Genomic DNA, 20,362 nt, shown 5'->3' on the forward strand with positions numbered 1-20,362 from the left:
CTCCACACTTGGCTACATAGTTATCCGCCAGTGTGTTGGCCGCATCCGCAACGGCTTCAGAGTAGAGAATGAATCCTTTATAATAAGGACTCATGACACTTGTCGCATATACACGAGCTGCATCATAGCCTGTTCCTATCAGCTCATCTCCACTACCGCCGAAGCTGTCAAAGGCACTAAGCAACTGATTGAATCCTGCTACACGTGACTGTGAGACAGAGGACATCAATCAAATATAACCACTTAAGTGAGAGAATAATTAGTTTTTCATATTAATTATCTCTCCTTTTAGTGGAGCAATCTTATTCTTATCTATTAACAATGAAAATTATTTAGTGATTTTTTATTTTTCCATAATTATCACGTCTAATTCATCTTTAATAACTACTATTAATTACAATCTATTTATCATTTAATGCTAAATTAATTTTATCAACATCTGCCTTAGGTATTTCCGGATGTTCCTTAATCCATTCAGATAATCCTTTTTGAATTCGTTCCTCATTTTCACTTGCATATCCTTCAAAAACCACTTCACTTATGTCCTCATGATTAAAGTAGGTTATTTTTTCGGGTTCTAACCCAATCAACTGATTTACACCTGCATAATCAAAATAACAAAGTTCCTCCTTGATGCTAAAAATCGGATGGCGTAAAACTATCATTACTGGTATTGCTCCACCCTCTAAATAAACCACACTACCTAATGTCAATAACTTGTTTGTTTTCATTCCTGCTCTCCTTTAAATATCTATATAAATGTTATTTTCTTGTAAGATGATCTCACTTTGTTTTCTCTTCTATTTCAAATTCTACAATCTGATTGTTTTCGTTAATAACAATCCCATTATAAAATAAAATGATATAAAGTATAATTGGTATAATCAAAAACAGTCTCAACTGAACAAAATAGGAAAATAAAAATATTGGAAAAATAAAAATAAGAAATAAAAATGCATAAGCAACTATTTTTATAAAAACCGCTTTCATAATCACCAAAAACCAATCCCTTCTTTCACTGTTTTTAATGGAGTCAATGACCTAATTTTTCCAATATAGCTTAGATCCGCATTTTGTTTTCTAAGAAAATTTTTAAGTTTAATTTTCCTATAGCAGGACACCAAAAAAAATGAAATGAATAAAACAAGGACTAGGATCAATACATTTATACTACCTTGAACTAAACTTGCCGTATGATTTGTCGGACCTAACCATAATTCAAATGGAGTCAACCAACGGATAAATGCTGATAGCACAATTGCTATTCCTAAATTAGTCAATCGCTTATTGCTATTTAATCCTCGATCAGAAATATGGTTATATAATGAATATTCAGTTTGATAAATTCTAAAAAAACTCTTAGAAGATAGACTATAATTTCTTTGCACAAGGTATTCTTGACCTAAATCTGTCACAATCAGATACCAACCTTTTTGTACCACCTTATCATTCAATGTGATATTAAAAACTTGGCCTTTAACTCTGTATACATTTACCATGAAAATAACCCTTTGATACCATTAACCATATTATTCCAACCAGAAACAACAGCTTTCCCAATCATCGCTAAAATACCTGATATTATTTTTTAAACACTAGACTGAATAAAAGCAACATTTGTTAATTGCCTCAAAACAGGGACAACCACAACAATCCCCACCCAAATCCAAATAGATTGGATATTGCGGATTTTAACAATATTGATTAGAAATATTCTTTTTTACATTATATCACATTAGAAATTAGGTCCAGAAAAGATTGTAAAATTTCAAGAATACTAGAAAAGAGAAGACAAACATCTTCTCTTTTGATATCTCAATCTGGCAATTCTATCTTCAAGCTCATATCTGTATTCTGCAATACCTTCTGAGCAGCTGCTAAAAACGCAAGTCCATTGTTAGAAGGAGAATATTGGAAAGTAATATGGATGACTTTTTTGTTAAAGTTATCGCCATATCGTGCCACATACTGCTTGCTTTCGAGGAAATAAATATAGTTGTTGAGTTTTTCCTGCAGCATTTCCAGATGAACTGCTTCTATCTCTTCCTCCCAGCCAACTGGATCCACCAGAAGAAGCTCTAAATGATTATCAACTATACCAATAGCATCAAGCTCCGTTGGTTCCAGTTCTGAAGATATGGCTTGGGTAACGATTTGTCTAAATTCCTCTGCTGTAAACAGAGAACGACTATTTTCAGGTTTTTTTAAAATAAAAGAAGGATGATTTTCGATGAAGAGCTTGTCAGATTCTTCTTGTGTATATTGCTTTTTAGATCTCCAAAAACCAAACTGCGCATAATTCATCAACTCTTTGCCAGTATGTTCTCCAGACATATAACTATCTGCAGCTTCTTTGGGGATTTCTCTAATCACTTCTGGGCAGGTAATATTAAAAGTTGGATAATGCAAGAAATACTTGTCACCATCTTGACAGATTTCCAACATGTCTTCTTTGCTTAAATAAATTGTTTTCATTCATATCCTCCGTCAATTCAAGCTAGTTGAAAAATAAAAGTCCGAGACAAAAAGCCCCAGACCCGTTATCTATATAAATGAGATCCTAAATCTTATTTCAAACTATTAGATCTTTGATTTATCGGAAGATGAAGAGGAGCTTGAGTCAGATTTAGAGCCAGAATCTGTTGATTTGTTTCCTTTACGGGTTTCCGCACCATTTGCTGAATACTCATTTACAAAAATTGATTTACGCAATTCAATAAAGTTTTCGTCATTAAGAATATAGCGACCCTCTTTTGTCTTCGTTAACTCCATTGTAAACTCACGTGGCGCAATGTAGCCAAAGTCTTCATTCATACGGTCAAAAGCATAGTAGAAGAGGAAGTTATTTACCAAAGCCAAACGCTTCTCCAGATCTGGATCCGTTGAGTCTTCCAAGGCTTTTACATCTTCAATCCCATTTTCAAACAGACTAGCTTTGGTCATATTGATTAGATTGGCCAAATCACGTGTCGCAATCGCACGACTCTTAAATGTTACAGTTGCTGTTTCCCCATCGTCTTCAACCTTAGTAATTTCAAAATCATCGCCAATCGTAGCCAAGACTTTAAAACGTGCTTGGTCAAATAGCTCTAAGATTTTTGATGGAGGGAATTTTTCTGTCTTTAAGTCAAGCGTATAGTTTTCTTCTGGTGTGTATTTAGACAGGTTTTCATCAACGTAAGACTGAGTAATGCCTTTCTTCCATTTGTCAACAGAAGTTCCCATCAAGGTCGTGAAACCTGAAGAGTGATCTGTAAAGACTGCACGCAAGATAATATCTGCGTCTTTTTCAATCCGCTTTTCATTGGTTTCTTTTTCTGATGTAGAAGATGAAGACTGCTCTGTCTTCACGTTTTCAGCGTTCTTCTTCTGTGGTTTTGGCAGGGCCGAACATGCTCCCAACAAAAGAATACAAGCAGGCAATACGCCAAATTTCATCAATTTTTTCATTTTTTCTCCTTTATTTATGTAAGGGTATATCCATTATACCAGAATATTATCAATTTATTACATTATTTGCTCATCGTGTAACAAAATTGTAATATTTTGAGATTCCTTAAAGAGCTCAGCCTTTAAGAAAGAATAAGTTTTTCTCTAACAACCTAATTTTTCGAGAACAGCCTGATAGTTTTCTTGAACTTGATCCAGTCCAACCACCACTTCTTGACGAGTTTCATTATTCTTCACAGTGACTTGGTTGCTTTCGATTTCACTTTCGCCTAAAGTAATGATGGTCTTGGCTCTGAAAGCATCTGCTGACTTGAATTGTGCCTTAAGCTTGCGGTCCAAATAGTCTCGCTCGGCCGCAAATCCTTGATTCCGAAGAGCTTGCACCAATTCCAAAGCGCTGCGATTGGCAGCCTCACCTAGAACGGCAATATAGGCATCCAAGCCTGTCTCAAATGGCAAAGCTGCTCCCTGTTTTTCTAAAATCAAGAGGAGACGCTCCATTCCCATACCAAAACCAAAGGCAGGGGTTTCTGGCCCACCAAAGTAGTCAACCAAGCCATCATAGCGACCGCCCGCACAGATAGTCAGTTCACTGCCTGCCACATCAGTCGTAAACTCAAAAATCGTGTGATTGTAGTAGTCCAGTCCGCGTACCATATTGGTGTTAATGACATAAGGAACGTCCAAAGACTCTAGCATTGAGCGGACAACCGCAAAATGCTCCTGGCTCTCCTCGTCCAGAAAGTCCAAAATCGAAGGAGCCTGCGCAACGGCTGCCTTATCTTCTTTTTCCTTCGAATCCAGCACCCGCAGCGGATTTTCCTCTAAACGACGCTGACTATCCTTAGAAAGACTGTCTTTCAGCGGAGTCAAATAATCAATCAAGGCCTGACGATAGGCAGCTCGACTTGCTGCATTGCCCAAACTATTCAGCTGCAGCGTCACCTGCCCAATTCCAATTTCCTTGAAGAATTGAGCCGCCATAGCAATCGTTTCTGCATCTGTCGCTGGATTTTCAGAACCAAAGCACTCCACCCCGATTTGGTGAAATTCGCGCAAGCGACCAGCCTGAGGCCGCTCATAGCGGAACATAGAGCCCATATAATAAAGCTTAACTGGCTTTTGAACTTCTGGTGCAAAGAGCTTGTTTTCGACATAAGAACGAACGACCGGTGCAGTTCCTTCTGGTCGCAAGGTGATATGACGGTCCCCTTTATCATAGAAATCATACATTTCCTTGGTCACAATGTCTGTCGTATCTCCAACAGAACGACTGATGACCTCATAGTGCTCAAAAATCGGTGTCCGAATTTCCGCATAGTTGTATTTTTTAAACGTCTTACGAGCAAACTCCTCCAGATACTGCCATTTGGCAGATTCCTGAGGGAGGATATCCTGAGTTCCTTTAGGTTTTTGTAATTTCATTTTCTAATCCTCTGCAACTATATAATATCTATTATTTTACCATAAATCAGATGTTTTGAGGAGTTAGAGCAGAAAAATTCCTTCCGAAAGACTAAATCCGTTTTCATTCGCCAGAATTTCTTGAAAAATTGTCAGAATTATGAGAAAATAAAACCACCATTCTATAGAGAAAGAAGGACCGATGATGAGAGACGATATCAAAATCAATGACCGAGCCGCAGCTATCCAAGAAGAATTCATCAAGAAACTCGAAACGATTTACGATCCAGAAGTCGAGCTTGATGTCTACAATCTCGGGCTTATCTATGAAATCAATCTTGACGAGACCGGCCACTGCAAGATTGTCATGACCTTCACAGACACAGCCTGCGACTGTACTGAAACCGTTCCTATTGAAATCGTCGAGTCCCTGAAGCAAATCGAGGGCATCGAGACTGTCTCTGTTGAAGTCACTTGGTCGCCCGCGTGGAAAATCACTCGTATCAGTCGCTTTGGACGGATTGCGCTGGGGATTAGTCCTAGATAAGAAGATAGAAATTCATCCAAATTAATAAACCCGCTAGAAAAACTAGCGGGTTCTTTTGTCATATATAGGCTATTTCTTCCCTGTTTCTTCTGGTTTCCAGAAGTCGGTAACAGCACCTTTAGCAGCAGAAGATACCATGTGAGCATATTTACCAAGTACACCGCGGCTATAAAGCGGTGGAATAGTTGTTTCTGCTTTGCGTTTTTCAAGTTCTTCTTCAGAAACTGCCATGGAAATTTCCTTGGTATCTTGGTCAACCGTGACCATATCGCCTGTACGAAGGTAGGCAATTGGTCCACCATCCTGAGCTTCCGGAGCGATATGTCCGACAACGAGACCGTAGGTACCACCTGAGAAGCGACCGTCTGTTAAGAGAGCTACCTTATCTCCTTGACCCTTTCCTACGATGATAGAAGAAAGTGACAGCATTTCTGGCATACCAGGGCCACCCTTTGGACCAACGTAGCGAACCACGACTACATCGCCATCAACTACTTCATCGGCCAACACTGCATCAATAGCAGCTTCTTCTGAGTCAAAGACCTTAGCAGGTCCGACGTGACGACGAACTTTAACACCTGATACCTTGGCAACCGCGCCATCTGGCGCCAGATTACCATGTAGGATAATCAATGGACCGTCCGCACGTTTTGGATTTTCAAGCGGCATGATGACCTTCTGACCTGGCGTCAAGTCAGCAAAATCAGCCAAGTTTTCCGCCACCGTCTTACCTGTACAAGTGATTCGATCACCGTGCAAGAAGCCATTAGCCAAGAGATATTTCATAACAGCAGGCACACCACCGACATTGTATAGGTCTTGGAAGACATACTGGCCAGATGGTTTCAAATCCGCCAAATGCGGCACGCGCTCTTGAATGACATTAAAGTCATCCAAGGTCAGCTCCACATTGGCCGCATGAGCAATGGCCAACAAGTGCAGAGTGGCATTGGTAGAGCCGCCTAGAGCCATGGTCACTGTGATCGCATCTTCGAAGGCTTCGCGAGTCAGAATGTCAGACGGCTTAAGTCCCATTTCCAACATACGGACAACTGCTCGACCAGCTTCCACGATATCATCCTTCTTATCTTGAGATTCTGCTGGGTGAGAAGAAGAACCAGGCAAGCTCATCCCTAGGACTTCAATAGCTGTCGCCATAGTATTAGCTGTGTACATACCGCCACAGCCACCAGGGCCAGGGCAGGCATTACACTCGATGCGGCGTACTTCCTCAGCAGTCAAATCGCCATGGTTCCACTTCCCGATTCCTTCAAAGACGGAAACCAAGTCAATGTCTTTTCCATCCAGATTTCCCGGTGCAATAGTTCCACCATAAGCAAAAATGGCTGGAATATCCATATTGGCAATGGCAATCATGGAGCCAGGCATATTCTTGTCACAGCCGCCGATAGCGACGAAGGCATCCACATTATGTCCGCCCATGGCAGCTTCGATAGAGTCTGCGATGATGTCACGTGAAGTCAGAGAGAAACGCATACCTGGCGTTCCCATGGCAATCCCGTCAGCTACGGTAATCGTACCGAATTGAACAGGCCAAGCACCTTGTTCTTTTACTCCTTCTTTGGCTAGTTTGCCAAAATCATGTAGGTGAATATTACAAGGCGTATTTTCTGCCCAAGTCGAAATCACTCCGACAATCGGAGTCTCAAAGTCCTTGTCCGTCATCCCTGTCGCGCGAAGCATGGCGCGGTTAGGAGATTTGACCATACTATCATAAATCTTACTTCTGTGGCGTGTATCTAATTTATCTGTCATGTCTTTCCCTTTCATTGTAGTCATCTTTGTGCTTTATTATACCACACTTATGCTCTGTTGGACAGAAGAAAATTTTTAAATTTTCAGAATATTGGAATAATAAACTTAAAAATATATGCGACTACTAAAAAGCTTTGCTATTGTCAAAAAGAAAATCAAAAAATTCTGTCAAGTAACTTTACTTTACAAAAAACTTTTGTTATACTGTTAAAGTTGATGAAAATCATGAGATTGCATCGAATTACATTCTAAAAGGAGAAACAAACAATGGCAGTACCTGCACGTCGCACTTCAAAAGCGAAGAAAAACAAACGTCGTACACACTACAAAGTAACAGCTCCATCTGTAACTTTTGACGAAACTACTGGAGATTACTCACGTTCTCACCGTGTATCACTTAAAGGATACTACAAAGGACGTAAAATCGCTAAAGCTGCAGCAGCTGAATAATAGAAGGGAGATACCATGCGCGTAAATATTACACTTGAACACAAAGAATCTGGTGAACGCTTGTACCTTACTTCTAAAAACAAACGTAACACTCCAGACCGTCTTCAATTGAAGAAATACTCACCAAAACTTCGCAAACATGTTGTGTTTACAGAAGTTAAATAGTGGGTCATTACGTTTCAGTAGAAACGAAAAACCTTGATTTAATGCGATTCTTGAAATTCTAAAATTCATTACATTGCAATATAAATCACCTGAATGACTACATTTTTGACTACATTTTTTGTGAAATAAATTTAGATATTCAGATATACAAAAACATCCCAATCGCCAATGATTAGGATGTTTTTTCTGTATCCAGCTACTCTCTTTTTGGTATCTAGACCTACCTGTTAGATTAGTTTTAAATACGAACACATCTGACGGGTTACTATTCTTGAATAAAAGAGTATTAAATTTTCTATGGTAGTATAGCAAACTATACTCTCTACATACCTCCACTGAAAATCAATATTTAAGGCTTATGATATTTCCATTATAATCCACATCAACATCTAGAAAATTATCTTTATTCTTGTATGAGTTACCCCAATGAATTCCATTGCCTTTCTCTTTGATTTTTATATATCTATCAAGATATAAGACATCAGTATAATCATTATAATATGTTCGGAAATATTCGTATGTGTTACCTTTATATTCGATTCTATTTTTAAAGTTATTTCGGACTAGTTCTTCTAAAAGATGACTCCCATTCTTATCTTTATAGCGAATTGAGTCTTCATATGTAAAGTTAACATTATGTATTTCTACTGTCTTACCTTTAACATATGTGTGGTTTTTTGAAAATAAACCACTATTACTAAGTATAACTAATAAAAGTAGCAAAGTAGTTATAACACTAATAATTATAAGCCATATAGGAGAAAATATTTTTTCTCTTATTACGTATAACCTCAAAAAGACTCACTCCTTTTTTCTAGATTCTGACTCTTTTAGAATATATTTCAATAAATAATATCCACCAGTTATTACAAGTGTTATTCCAATCAACCACAATAAAACTGTAAACACTCCAGCTAATAGTGTAACAATACCATTTATAATGGATTCTCTAAATAGATATAGAATAACTATAGGTATTGCAATACTGATACATCCACAACCAGCGCATCCAGGTTCTTCTGTAACTTCCTCAATTAATATTGCCATATTTAACAATCTCCTTTCATAAATAATTTTATCATCGTTTTAAATAATTGTAAATGTATTTTGACAAATATATACAATGTTGTATATATTTTTAGAGGAATTATTTATACAATAGTTAAAAATAAGTATGTGAAAGGATAAATATTGAGTATTTTATCAGTTGGTTCTCAGATAAAAAAACTTCGAGTAAAACGAGGTTTTACACAACAAGAACTCGCCAATTTAAGTGACTTGAGTTTACCTTTTATAAACCTTGTTGAAAATGAAAAGAGAAATCTATCGGTTGACACACTAATAAGAATATTGAATGCTTTAAATGTAACACCTTCCGAATTTTTCTTGCCTTTTTCAGACAATTATAATAACGATTTATCCAATCTAATAAGCTCATTACAGGTCAACGATAATAGAGAACGTTATGTCAATCTCTTTTTAGAGATAATAAACCTAGGCAAGATTGAAAAGTGAATACTCCTACATATATTACCTAAGATAAAGAAATTGATTCAAACCAGTTCTGAAGTTTCAATATATTGCAGCAGCAATCGGCTAAATAATTATATATTTAAGGACTCATATACATAGAAAACGCCCTAACCAAATAGTTAGGACGTTTTTTAAGCTCACACTATCAAAAATACAATTTCTATATGACCTTGTACAAATTAACTGCTAAATTTTTTATAGCATAGTCAATACAACACCTTCAAAATAAGAGGGTGTTTTCTTTTATCCAAGATAATAAAATTCCGCAATAAAATAATACTCAGCTAATTCTTTTTGTAGCTGTTCATGTTCGCTATCTAGTTTTAATATGTCAATTTTCTTACTGCGTAGTTTCTTGGTAAGTCGTATAAGTTCTCCGTCCAATGGTTGCGACTTTCCTATATTTTCCTCACTGTCTCCTAAAAATTTTGAATAAGTTTTCAAATCATTTATTCCAGAAAAATAAAAAAAGGATTCCGAATCATTTTTCTCTCCTATTAGCATATATCGAAAGTTTTTCTTAGTTGGAATGACATGCCATAAAATCTTCCTTAAACGTTCTTCTATTTTATCTCTACGAAAAGACTCTAGGAAATTATAATCTTCACGCTCTTTCAATTTCTTAATCTTTTTAATCGCTTTTTTTAGACTTTCTTGCTGATTCTTTGATACGAAATATGGTTTAAATAATTTTAAAGATTTTTTAAGGTAACACTCACCATCTACTTTAACAATGCCCAAAAATTTTTCAAGTCCAATTTTGCGTTTATCATAGTTATCAAAAAGCTCATGTAATTTCAAAATAAGTATCTTCTCTTTTAAGCTTAGTAATTCTTCAGTTTCATTATTCTTGATGTATGTTTTTATCTTCCGAAGCTCGATATTTTCAACATAGCGTAAATAGTAATGAATTGGTTTATTTTTCACTTTTTTTCTCTCCATATTCAAAAATTCTGTCAAGGTTTTTCCATGTCTTTTATATTATATCATGAAACTTTAACCAGTTCATCCTATATAGTTAAGTAGAATATCCTTGCTATAGTCTGTAGGGGCATCTCTGTAGATAATACTATTATAACGATATTATCTAATAACGTTATAAAAAAACATTGTCCTATATGATGCGCATCAAATGGACGGATTGAAACGAATATGAAAACTCAGACGATAAAGGTCGAGTTCTGCATATATCTGTTTATCCGTTTATTTGGTGTGCTTTTTTCACCTTTCGGTATTCAGTATGGCTCATAACAGTTTCTTTCTGTCCTTGGACTGGAAAGGACAACTTATGCTAAAAGCTAAAGTTAAAACCCTCTATTGCGAATTGCTCGGAGAATCTATCAAGCAACAATTGATTGAACAAGAAATCCCTCAAAACGAAGTGTCTTACTATTTTGGTGATAACATCCGATTGATTTCTGCCCCTGCAATTAGCCAAATCCTAAAAGGAAAACGCAACATCACCTTAGATACTGCGGATGCTCTACAAGAAACACTAGGACTAACCAATGTAAAAAGTATCTTCTTCCCTAATCTTGACTTCTGTGAGTTACTCATTAACCAATTGACAGAGTTAATTCTTACTAATGGTTCTAGCTCTACAAAGCAACTCTTTCAAGCAAAAGAGAATGACATTCAACAGAATCTCTCAACCTTGACAACTGCTCTATATGATTACTTCCCTGATTTTCCTAAAGAAGAAACATCCTATCAAATCGCTGAAAGCTTAACTGAATGGTTAATTGAATTTGTTGCTACTGTAGCACAACTTTAAGAGAAACACTTTCAAGATTTTTGAAATTAAAGATTCTTAAGATGCTTTACAATAGAAGTGTACTTAGCTAAGACAGTCTTGCTCACGACTTCAAATTGAGTAATTGCAAATATTCTTCATTTTTAAATAGAATATAATGTTTCTGTTGTCGTCATAGTCACTTTCACCAACAGACGGACAAGCTGAGACGCTTGTGTTGGTTTTCAATTTTTAGAGGTAAAAAAATGAAACTAAATCTTGGACTTTGCGAGAGTCCTAAAAAATTCGCAGAATTAGTTGCTTTAGTAGTTGAAATTCCTTCTACTATTATGATTGTTGATTCGAAAATTGGATTGTTAAATAAGGGAACGGAAAATCAACGTCCTTGGGGAAATCTTATAGGTGTTAATAGCGAGCTTTATGATCAGCTTGCAAGCATTGGACAAGAGAAACTCTGTCCAACCATCAAGATAAAGCTGAAAAACTATAACGATGAACCTCTAGACAACTACATAGGTTGTGAAATAACCTTCAGTAATTATGAGGTTGCTTTTAATCTTGATAAATTCAAGCAACCTATAGGGTTGGATCTAGTTCTTAAACTATCTGATATTATTGTAAATTAAGGAGGTATTCATAATGAAAATAATAAAAAAATGTTTTAAACAATTTCTTTCGTTCAAATGGTACCATCAAGTTTTATCTGTCTTAGTAGCTTTGTTATTACTTGTCTTGTTCATCAGGTTCTTAATTTGGATTGTCCCAATTATCGGAGCAATCTTAGTCCTCCTCTTTTTTATAACAGATGGAGAAATCTTCTCGACAATGTGGGAAAGTTATAAACAGAGTAAGCAAACGCCTGCTAATCCGTTAGTCACAACGGTTTACCATTGGCTCACAGAAGATGCGGTTACAGAACTACCAGTTTCTACCATGGAGTTTGTGCAAGGTGTAGAGTGTTCTGATAGTAATCAAGGAGTATTCTTCATTCATCTAGATAAAGAAATCTCTGATGAACTACTTGCGAACTTTGAAACTAAAGTACGACAAGCAGTCAAGTTTATGTCTAATGGTTATACGGACTGTGTTGTTAGTCGTTCTAAGCGTGAACCTTTCCTAGCTATTAAGGTTCGGTTATTGGCTGCAAACGAAGTGCTTTTGAAAAATCATCAAACGGAGGAAGATTTCTAGCATGATTAAGGATGTTTTTGAAATCAATAACAGGGGGCGACCCGTCCCTGTTTATATTGATATTAACCGATACTTTGCTTGGATTATTGCAGGACCATCAGGGTCAGGCAAATCTACTTTTTTGAGAAGGTTATTAGGTCTAATTTCATTTTATGATAGGACGGCTGAAGCCTATTTTATGGATTTCAAAGCAGATAATGAGATGTTCTCAATGACTGGTAATCATGTTGCCAGAGGTCTTGACTGCCTTGAGTTGTTCGAAACGGTCTATCAACGCTTTGAGGCAAGGCTCAATAAATCCGAACCTAAATCTCACAATATTTATCTGATATTTGATGAATGGCAAGCTTTTCTAGCGTATCTTGAGCAGATGGACAAGAAAAAACAAAAGGAAGTGCTTTCCAAGATGTTAATGATGAATAGCATGGGTAGGAGTTTGGGTTTACGGATTATCCTATCAAGTCAACGATTTTTAATGTCCGACTTACCAGGTAGATACAATTTTAACTGTGTTATATCACTGTCAACTAGCTTTCTGATGTCAGCTAATAACCGTCAGCTTCTTTTCCCTGATATGGAAAAAGATGAAGTAATCATAAAACCTAGGGGTTATGGCTATTTCCAATTAGAGGGAGAACCAGCCAGACTGTTTCGGACAATTCAGGTTAAAGATATGGAGCGATTAAACCAACGTATGCAAGAGCTGTTTTCTCGCTATGATTAGTTGGAGCGTTTTTCCTGCTATACTGGTTTTAGCGACAATAAACCTACTTTGAAGTTTCATCATCGGTATAGTGTCGGCACGACCTCCCCAGCAGGAAAATGCCTATTCGCAAGGGCTTGAGGGGTGGAGATTTTTTAAGCGCGCAACGATGCCAACGGCAAGGAGTGAAGCGCCAAAAAATACTACCCCGTCCCTTGTTGAATTGGCAAGCGTTCTCGGTTTGATGGGGATTCATCGGGCAGGAGAGGCTGGGGGTTGGGGCAAAGCCCCAAGAGAAGATTTATTGGGGTTACTACGACCCCCAATAAATCAATAATCAATAATCACAGAACGGAGGAGAAAGATGACAAAAGAAAAGCGCTCAAACAAATGGGCATTCCTGCTTTATCAGGATAGTGCTCCTAAAAATTATCTAGACATACTGGAGGAATTACACATTCCCTTTGTATTGAGCCCATGGCACGACAAAGACATCAACAAGGAAACGGGAGAATTTAAAAAAGCTCACAAGCATGGAGCGTTATATTTTGATTCACTCAAAAGTTATTCTCAAGTTTCCGAATTACTAACTAATAACCTCAATGCACCTGCCCATGTAGAGCCTGTTATGTCACCAAAAGGAATGTATGACTACTTCACTCATGCAGAAAACCCCGAAAAGACTTTATACGATATCAATGAAATTCAATCTGGTTGCGGTTTTGAACTGGATAAATTCCTTATCAGCAACAACAATGACGAATTTCTTTCAATGGTAATTGATATCATAGAGGAACGTAATTTTACCGAGTTTAATAATCTGGTCAGGTATGCACGAACTGAAAATCCGTTGTTACTTGATTTAATAATTGATAAAACTTATTTCTTTGCAAAATATCTTGACTCACGTCGTCACTCAGGCTATGGGAAAGAGGAGGAGTTTAATGACTAACAAAGAGTACGCTAAATTAATCCAAATCGAACAACTACTAAATACTTTAGTTACCATTGTTCAACATCAGAAAGAAAAACAAAAATATATAAACATTGTAACTCAGAAAGAGTTATTGTCAATTCTTCAAATTTCCCCCAATACCTTGAAAACATGGGAAAAAACAGGATTGAATAGACTAGAACCTCCAATAGAAGGAACAAGAACAGTCTACTATAAAATCGAGGAAGTCATAAAATACTTAACTCCGTAACCCAAATATGCTAAAATAATACTATCACAATAAATGTGAGGTCGTTATTTTAGCCTTTTGTATATTCTGAAGTAAGAAGGCTACTATGCAAAAAGAAATCATCATACACAATAATAGAAAGGTTACTAAAACTACCAAAAAAAACGGAGCTATTAGCTATACCCAAAGAGGGGTCTATATTGGAATCGATGTTAAAACTGGCAAAAAAATCACATCATCAATTACTGCTAAAACCTTAAGAAGCCTTGACCGAAAAATTATTCAAGCTAGATTTGATTTTGAAGCTAAGGGGTCAACTTTAAAAGAGACCTTAAATATCAGTAATTTTGAAGAACTAGCCGAAGCATGGTTTACTAGCTTCGTGACCTGGGTCTCATCTCAAAATACAATCAATCGTGTTAGAGGCTATCTTGATACTTATATCATCCCTAAATTTGGAGACTATAAACCAGAAGAGATTAAATCTGCTGATATTCAAATTTGGGTCAATAAGCTTGCCCAACAATCTAAAAAATCAGTTGAATCTGGAGCTAAAAAATCAAAAAAAGGTCATGCCAAAGATTTTGGAGCAGTCGTTTACAAGTTGAGTGATATCTTTGATTATGGAATAACTAATTTTGAATTAGCCAATAATCCCGCACGAGCAGTCAAAATCCCACCAAAGCCAAAAGCCAATAAAGAGCGTATTATGGTACTTCATGAAGATGAACTTGCTGCTTGGCTGACCTATCTAAACAGCTTACCTAATACAAGAGCTAATAGAAGATTTAGGGTTATCTGCGATACTCTGCTTGCTTCTGCTTTGCGAATTAATGAGCTGTTAGCTTTGACTATTCAAGACCTAGATTTTGAAGCTAATGAAATCCTTGTCAATAAAACACTAATGTGGAAGGCAGGGAACAAAAAACTTGGTATCAAGGGCACGATGGTTTGTAAAAATAGTGCTAAAACAGACTCAGGAAATCGTCGTGTTGCTGTTCCAAAACAAATTTTAGAAGATTTACAAGCATTCCACAATGAAATGAGTTGCTATTTCGAGAAGCATAATCTTCCTACCGTTGATTTGATTTTTCCAACTATCTACGGGAACTATATGTGCGACAGAAACGAGCGTGCAACACTAAAAAAACGCCTAACTGAATTAGGATTGCCAAACTATGGTTTCCACCTCTTTCGCCACACCCATGCTTCTTTAATGCTCAATGCTGGTGCAAACTGGAAGGAACTTCAAATCAGGATGGGGCATAAATCCATCAAAACAACCATGGATACTTATGCTGAATTAGCTCCTAAAAAGAAGGCTGAGGCGGTTGAGATTTATCTAAGGGAAATAGCTAAACTTACAGATTAGTCCTATGACTACATTTCTGACTACATTTTTTAATAAAAATTTTTCAAACGTTGATTTAACAGCGTTTGGAAGACGCTAAAATAACATTTCAAACCTTTACAGAAGTAAAATAATTGAGATAAAGAAAGCCTATGAAACGTTGATTTCAAAGGCTTTTTTATTTTTAGTGAAATAATTGCATTTTAACTAATTAAGATTTATTCACATTAAATTTTGATATAATTATCGCAAAAGAATCTTTAAGGATAGACTATATATGAAAAAGAAAGATAACATCAATTTAGCTGAAAAAATCTCCGAAATTTCCAAGAAAATTGAAGAAGTTAAAATTACTTGTTTTTATATGCTAAGCACCGACTTATATAAAATAGAAAATAATAAACTAACGGAAATAATAACTAAGAAATTTGAAAATCATCCTGCTACAATTATGGAGTTAAGAGCTACCAAAGATAACCAACTTTTCATAAAAAAACATGACTCGTGGCGAATTCCCAAAGAGTTACAACATTTAAAAAGCAAAGTAGACGAGAAAACTAACTACTATTTAAATTTATATTTCGAAAAACTAGAAAAAGAGAAACAAAATTGTCTATATAGTTCCAAATCTAATCCATTTGTTAAATTTGTTTTTACTCCTTTAATAGAGATAGACGGGGAAGATGAATTACATTTTTTCTTTGTTACACTCACTATTTTTCAAAACGGATCAATAATAATTGAATTATTTGAAGATTTAAGGTCCTCTTTCTACACTATTGACTTTCTCCATCCATATACAATAATGAAAGCTCAAATATTTCCCGATTTCAAAAAGAAAAATAGGATATATTCTTTAAATTCTGATTATCAAGTTGATGATATATTGAAGTATATAAAAAAAGAACTTTCATCTATAAATGGAGGTTTGAAATTAACTGAGAGTACATTTATTTTACATTTTATCACAAATATGGATCAAATGAATAAAATGGAATTCTTTAAAAAAGATAAATTGTATACCTGGATGATTAATGCCCCTTATAGTCCGAAAAACGTGTCTTCTAAAAATAGATCAAAAAATTATCTAACAAACTATTTTGATTTAGATTCTATTAATTATATAAACAAAGGTGCAAATTATATCGTATGGAATAACGGCAATTCTAATAATTTTGAGTCTAATTTTCTAAAACAAGCTAGCTTCTTTTTATCTTCGGCTACTCCGTTCTTTCAGTTAGTTTGTCTAGATGAAACTATTATGGACGGACTCGAAAAATTTCAACTTTCAAATGATAAACAGCTAATTAAATTTAACGAGTGGATTCACAACTATAAAAGATCTTCTCTTTTTATCTATCGAATCAATCATAGAGCCGTTTTTGACTTGTTTACTCATTTACAAGAAAATTCTTACTTCAAGCATGATGAGTATATAGAAAAAATTAAGCAAGAAGAACTCAATCTATTAAAAGAGCGAAACCAATTTAATGAGTTACAAAAAAATAGGATTATGGAAATAATGCTTTTCATTGTTAGTTTGGTATCTATTCTTCAAGTAGTAGATATTTTTACTAATAATATAATAATTTTATCGATAAGTGCTTTGATTACTATCTCTTTATCTATTGGAGTAATCATGTATAGAAATCGCAAATGATATTTAAAAGTCCTTGAAATCAGCGTTTCATTGGCTTTTTCCTTTTATTTTTAGAGAAAAAACTGAATGTTATATATTTCTCCTAAACCAAAAATCTATCTGAAGTTTTTATGATATGTGCTGTTTCTTTGACATCTAAATCTTCTATGTAAAATAATGGATAAAATTCGGAGAAAAACTCTTATAAAGTTCCAAGAAAACCCTTACTTTTGAAAATCTTCATTTTAATGCAATAAATTTTGACAGATGCTCTACTAGCCTTTATAATAGTATTATTACTAAAATTAGGGAGAGTATGTCCATGCCAAATAATGATGAGAACAAAGGTATGTTTCGTAATTTTTTAGGTGGCTTTAAGCGTCTTATAAAAGGAGAAGAGGACGAATCATCCACTTCTGCGGCTCATAACAATGAAGGAAGTAACCCACAAGTCAATGTGAACCCAGAAGATAGAGAGAATTTCCTCATTGAGAAAGCTTTGGAATCGATCCAATACTACGACCGCTTGGATGTTATGAATATCGGTGGAGAAGAAGTAGACGAATCTCCATCTGTAGAAAGTGAAGCTAGTCTGGAGCAAGAAAAAATGGCAGCGAAAAGCCAGGCAGCTAGCACGACAGAATCTACTGAGACAAACATTTCTTCAGATTCTATGAAAAAGAGGGGCTTGAAGAGCACTGCTGATTCAATATCTCTATCATTAAGTATAGAAAGTAAAAAGGCTTCTCGTAGTTTAGAAGTAACCGAATCACAGACACAAAGTTTGGAAGTTGGGCAATCTGACAGCAAGGAAACGGATACTTCTGCTAGCTTGTCAATTGCGCAAAGTCATGCCTTCGAGCAATCAATCCTTGAAGAAAATAGAGCGTCGCTGAGCTTATCAATTTTTGAGTCTGTATCTCAAAGCATGGCCGCTGAAGAGTCTCTCAGTGCGGACAACGAAGCATCGCTGAGCTTATCTGTAGCTGAGTCGGTTTCTCAAAGCATTGTAGTCCAAGAGTCAATCAGCGCAGAAATCGAAGCATCTACCAGCTTGTCTATCGCTGAATCTGTGTCTCAAAGTATCGCGATTCAAGAATCAATCAGCGCAGAAATCGAAGCGTCTAAGAGCTTGTCGGTTGCTGAGTCTGTGGCGCAAAGCATTGCTATCCAAGAATCAATCAGCGCAGAAATCGAAGCATCGCTGAGCTTATCTGCTGCTGAGTCTGTTTCTCAAAGTATTGCTATCCAAGAATCAATCAGCGCAGAAATCGAAGCATCGCTGAGCTTATCTGCTGCTGAGTCTGTTTCTCAAAGTATTGCCATTCAAGAATCAATCAGCGCAGAAATCGAAGCATCTACTAGCTTATCTGTAGCAGAGTCTGTTTCGCAAAGTATTGCTATCCAAGAATCAATCAGCGCAGAAACGGAAGCATCTACTAGCTTATCTGTAGCAGAGTCTGTTTCGCAAAGCATCGCGATTCAGGAATCCATTAGCTCAGAATTGGAAACGTCGCTGAGCTTATCTATCGCTGAATCTGTATCTCAAAGTATCGCGATTCAGGAATCCATTAGCGCAGAATTGGAAACGTCGCTGAGCTTATCCGTGGCTGAGTCTGTATCTCAAAGCATTGCTATCCAAGAATCGATCAGCGCAAAAATCGAAGCGTCTATCAGCTTGTCCGTGGCGGAGTCTATTTCTCAGAGCGTTGCCATCCAAGAATCTATTAGTGCAGAATTGGAAGCATCGCTAAGCTTATCTGCTGCTGAGTCTATTTCTCAAAGCATCGCGATTCAAGAATCAATCAGCGCAGAATTGGAAACGTCGCTGAGCTTGTCCGTGGCGGAGTCTATTTCTCAGAGCCTTGCAATTCAAGAATCGATCAGCGCGGAATTGGAAGCTTCTACTAGCCTATCTGTAGCAGAGTCAGTTTCGCAAAGCATTGCAGTCCAAGAATCCATCAGCGCGGAAATCGAAGCGTCTAAGAGCTTGTCGATTGCTGAATCTGTGGCTCAAAGTATCGCAATTCAGGAATCCATTAGCGCAGAATTGGAAACGTCTAACAGCTTGTCCGTGGCGGAATCGGTGTCTCAAAGCATTGCTATCCAAGAATCAATCAGTGCAGAAATCGAAGCGTCTACTAGTCTGTCGATAGCTGAATCTGTATCTCAAAGCATTGCTATTGAAGAATCAATCAGTGCAGAGAACGAAGCATCTACAAGCTTGTCTGTAGAGGAATCCCAAGTCTTAGATAGAGCTATTGAACAGTCTATTATCACGGAAAACGAAGTGTCTACGAGCTTGTCTATCGTAGAATCAGAGGCGCTAAGCAAAGCAATTGAACAATCTATTAGTGCAGAAAATGAAGCGTCTATCAGCCTGTCTGTGGCTGAATCCCAAGCCTTAAGTCGAGCAATTGAACAATCTATTAGCGCGGAGAACGAGGCATCACTAAGCCTATCTGTGACGGAAAATGAAATTCAAAGCATCGCTATTGAACAGTCTATCAGCCTAGAAAATGAAGTATCTACTAACCTGTCTATGGCGGAATCCGAGGCGAAAAGCGTGGCCGTAGAGCATTCTATCAGCTTGGAACAAGAACAGTCACGCAGCCTATCTATCGCAGAATCACAATCACAACATGCGGCGGTGGAACAATCTCGCAATCTGGAACAGGAATATTCATACAGTCTGGCGGCTGCGGAATCTAGAACCAAAAGAGATACTATTGAGCAGTCTACCAGCTTGGAGCAAGAACAATCATTTAGTTTATCTACTGCAGAATCTAAAATCCTCAGCAGAGCCGTTGAACAATCAATCAGCGTCGAACAGGATCATTCATTCAGCATTTACCTTGCCCAATCTGAAGCCCAAAGTAAGATTATTGAGCAGTCTATCAGCCTAGAGCAAGAACAGTCACGCAGTCTATCTGTTGCGGAATCGCAATCACAAAGTATCGCTATTGAGCAATCAATGAGCGTGGAAAGAGAGCGTTCAATCAGTCTATCTATCGCTGAATCACAGTCACAAAGAATGATCATTGAACAATCAATCAGTGCAGAGAGAGCCCATTCGATCAGCCTGTCTGCTGCCGTATATCAATCGCAAAGCATGGCTTCTGAGTTCACTACTGTTACACAGAATCTATCAACCTTGGCCATGATTACTAAGAGACATAAAAAATAAGCTCAGAACAAGCAGCGAATGAATACTGA

At 36.8% G+C, this 20,362-nt stretch carries 21 protein-coding genes and 1 pseudogene; 13 read left to right on the forward strand and 9 right to left on the reverse strand.

Features of this window, described 5'->3' with window-relative positions:
* The 6 genes and pseudogenes from O3644_RS05695 to hisS form a co-directional block, all read right to left on the reverse strand.
* Positions 1-226: pseudogene (locus O3644_RS05695) on the reverse strand (hypothetical protein); the annotation flags it as partial.
* A gap of 175 nt (positions 227-401) precedes the next feature.
* Positions 402-731 carry a DUF4176 domain-containing protein gene (locus O3644_RS05700; protein WP_274948368.1) on the reverse strand — a complete coding sequence of 110 codons (330 nt, stop codon included), beginning with the start codon at positions 729-731 and terminating at the stop codon, positions 402-404.
* A 261-nt stretch (positions 732-992) separates the two neighbouring features.
* Positions 993-1,499, reverse strand: a complete 507-nt coding sequence (locus O3644_RS05705) for a hypothetical protein (RefSeq protein ID WP_371595273.1) — start codon at positions 1,497-1,499, stop codon at positions 993-995.
* A gap of 316 nt (positions 1,500-1,815) precedes the next feature.
* Positions 1,816-2,475, reverse strand: a complete 660-nt coding sequence (locus O3644_RS05710; protein WP_371595274.1) for a DUF6572 domain-containing protein — start codon at positions 2,473-2,475, stop codon at positions 1,816-1,818.
* A gap of 105 nt (positions 2,476-2,580) precedes the next feature.
* On the reverse strand, positions 2,581-3,450 hold the full coding sequence (locus O3644_RS05715) for a hypothetical protein (protein WP_062004527.1): 870 nt from the start codon (positions 3,448-3,450) through the stop codon (positions 2,581-2,583).
* 144 nt (positions 3,451-3,594) lie between these two features.
* A complete protein-coding gene (gene hisS / locus O3644_RS05720) occupies positions 3,595-4,875 on the reverse strand; it encodes a histidine--tRNA ligase (protein WP_371595275.1) in 1,281 nt (426 codons plus the stop codon).
* A 184-nt stretch (positions 4,876-5,059) separates the two neighbouring features.
* Here hisS and O3644_RS05725 point away from each other — a divergent pair, with 184 nt between their 5' ends.
* Complete coding sequence (locus O3644_RS05725) at positions 5,060-5,401, forward strand: metal-sulfur cluster assembly factor (RefSeq protein WP_015606018.1); 342 nt, start codon at positions 5,060-5,062, stop codon at positions 5,399-5,401.
* A gap of 69 nt (positions 5,402-5,470) precedes the next feature.
* Here the strand turns inward: O3644_RS05725 and ilvD are convergent, their stop codons facing one another.
* Positions 5,471-7,192 (reverse strand): dihydroxy-acid dehydratase, encoded by a 1,722-nt coding sequence (gene ilvD, locus O3644_RS05730; protein WP_371259085.1) that lies wholly within the window; start codon positions 7,190-7,192, stop codon positions 5,471-5,473.
* A 252-nt stretch (positions 7,193-7,444) separates the two neighbouring features.
* On the opposite strand from ilvD, the gene rpmF reads away from it, so the two are divergent.
* Positions 7,445-7,627 carry a 50S ribosomal protein L32 gene (gene rpmF / locus O3644_RS05735; protein WP_008809991.1) on the forward strand — a complete coding sequence of 61 codons (183 nt, stop codon included), beginning with the start codon at positions 7,445-7,447 and terminating at the stop codon, positions 7,625-7,627.
* 15 nt (positions 7,628-7,642) lie between these two features.
* The gene (gene rpmG / locus O3644_RS05740) at positions 7,643-7,792 is read left to right on the forward strand and encodes a 50S ribosomal protein L33 (protein ID WP_001265622.1); all 150 of its coding nucleotides are present in this window, start codon (positions 7,643-7,645) and stop codon (positions 7,790-7,792) included.
* Positions 7,793-8,593: 801 nt separating this feature from the next.
* Here the strand turns inward: rpmG and O3644_RS05745 are convergent.
* The gene (locus O3644_RS05745) at positions 8,594-8,839 is read right to left on the reverse strand and encodes a hypothetical protein (RefSeq protein ID WP_371595276.1); all 246 of its coding nucleotides are present in this window, start codon (positions 8,837-8,839) and stop codon (positions 8,594-8,596) included.
* A gap of 144 nt (positions 8,840-8,983) precedes the next feature.
* Between O3644_RS05745 and O3644_RS05750 the strand changes: the two genes are divergently transcribed.
* A complete protein-coding gene (locus O3644_RS05750; RefSeq protein ID WP_371595277.1) occupies positions 8,984-9,307 on the forward strand; it encodes a helix-turn-helix domain-containing protein in 324 nt (107 codons plus the stop codon).
* Between the two features lie 261 nt (positions 9,308-9,568).
* Here O3644_RS05750 and O3644_RS05755 read toward each other — a convergent pair whose 3' ends face one another.
* Positions 9,569-10,252: a hypothetical protein gene (locus O3644_RS05755; RefSeq protein ID WP_371595278.1), complete on the reverse strand. Its 684-nt coding sequence runs from the start codon at positions 10,250-10,252 to the stop codon at positions 9,569-9,571.
* 361 nt (positions 10,253-10,613) lie between these two features.
* On the opposite strand from O3644_RS05755, the gene O3644_RS05760 reads away from it, so the two are divergent.
* The 9 genes from O3644_RS05760 to O3644_RS05800 all read left to right on the forward strand — a co-directional run bounded on the left by O3644_RS05760 (position 10,614) and on the right by O3644_RS05800 (position 20,333).
* Complete coding sequence (locus O3644_RS05760) at positions 10,614-11,099, forward strand: XRE family transcriptional regulator (protein WP_371595279.1); 486 nt, start codon at positions 10,614-10,616, stop codon at positions 11,097-11,099.
* 224 nt (positions 11,100-11,323) lie between these two features.
* Entirely contained in the window at positions 11,324-11,704 is a 381-nt protein-coding gene (locus O3644_RS05765; protein WP_371595280.1) for a hypothetical protein, read from the forward strand.
* 13 nt (positions 11,705-11,717) lie between these two features.
* Positions 11,718-12,269, forward strand: coding sequence for a hypothetical protein (locus O3644_RS05770; RefSeq protein WP_371595281.1), 552 nt, complete (start codon positions 11,718-11,720; stop codon positions 12,267-12,269).
* Between the two features lies 1 nt (position 12,270).
* The gene (locus tag O3644_RS05775) at positions 12,271-12,993 is read left to right on the forward strand and encodes a hypothetical protein (protein ID WP_371595282.1); all 723 of its coding nucleotides are present in this window, start codon (positions 12,271-12,273) and stop codon (positions 12,991-12,993) included.
* A gap of 343 nt (positions 12,994-13,336) precedes the next feature.
* A complete protein-coding gene (locus tag O3644_RS05780; protein WP_371595283.1) occupies positions 13,337-13,924 on the forward strand; it encodes a replication protein in 588 nt (195 codons plus the stop codon).
* Positions 13,917-14,177 (forward strand): MerR family transcriptional regulator, encoded by a 261-nt coding sequence (locus tag O3644_RS05785; protein WP_371595284.1) that lies wholly within the window; start codon positions 13,917-13,919, stop codon positions 14,175-14,177. The genes O3644_RS05780 and O3644_RS05785 overlap by 8 nt, the downstream gene beginning before the upstream one ends.
* A gap of 85 nt (positions 14,178-14,262) precedes the next feature.
* Positions 14,263-15,528, forward strand: a complete 1,266-nt coding sequence (locus tag O3644_RS05790) for a tyrosine-type recombinase/integrase (RefSeq protein WP_371595285.1) — start codon at positions 14,263-14,265, stop codon at positions 15,526-15,528.
* A gap of 256 nt (positions 15,529-15,784) precedes the next feature.
* Positions 15,785-17,167: a hypothetical protein gene (locus O3644_RS05795; RefSeq protein WP_371595286.1), complete on the forward strand. Its 1,383-nt coding sequence runs from the start codon at positions 15,785-15,787 to the stop codon at positions 17,165-17,167.
* 301 nt (positions 17,168-17,468) lie between these two features.
* On the forward strand, positions 17,469-20,333 hold the full coding sequence (locus O3644_RS05800; protein WP_371595287.1) for a hypothetical protein: 2,865 nt from the start codon (positions 17,469-17,471) through the stop codon (positions 20,331-20,333).
* The last annotated feature ends 29 nt before the right edge of the window (positions 20,334-20,362 follow it).

Source organism: Streptococcus sp. 27098_8_113 (assembly GCF_041432545.1).
GTDB lineage: Bacteria > Bacillota > Bacilli > Lactobacillales > Streptococcaceae > Streptococcus.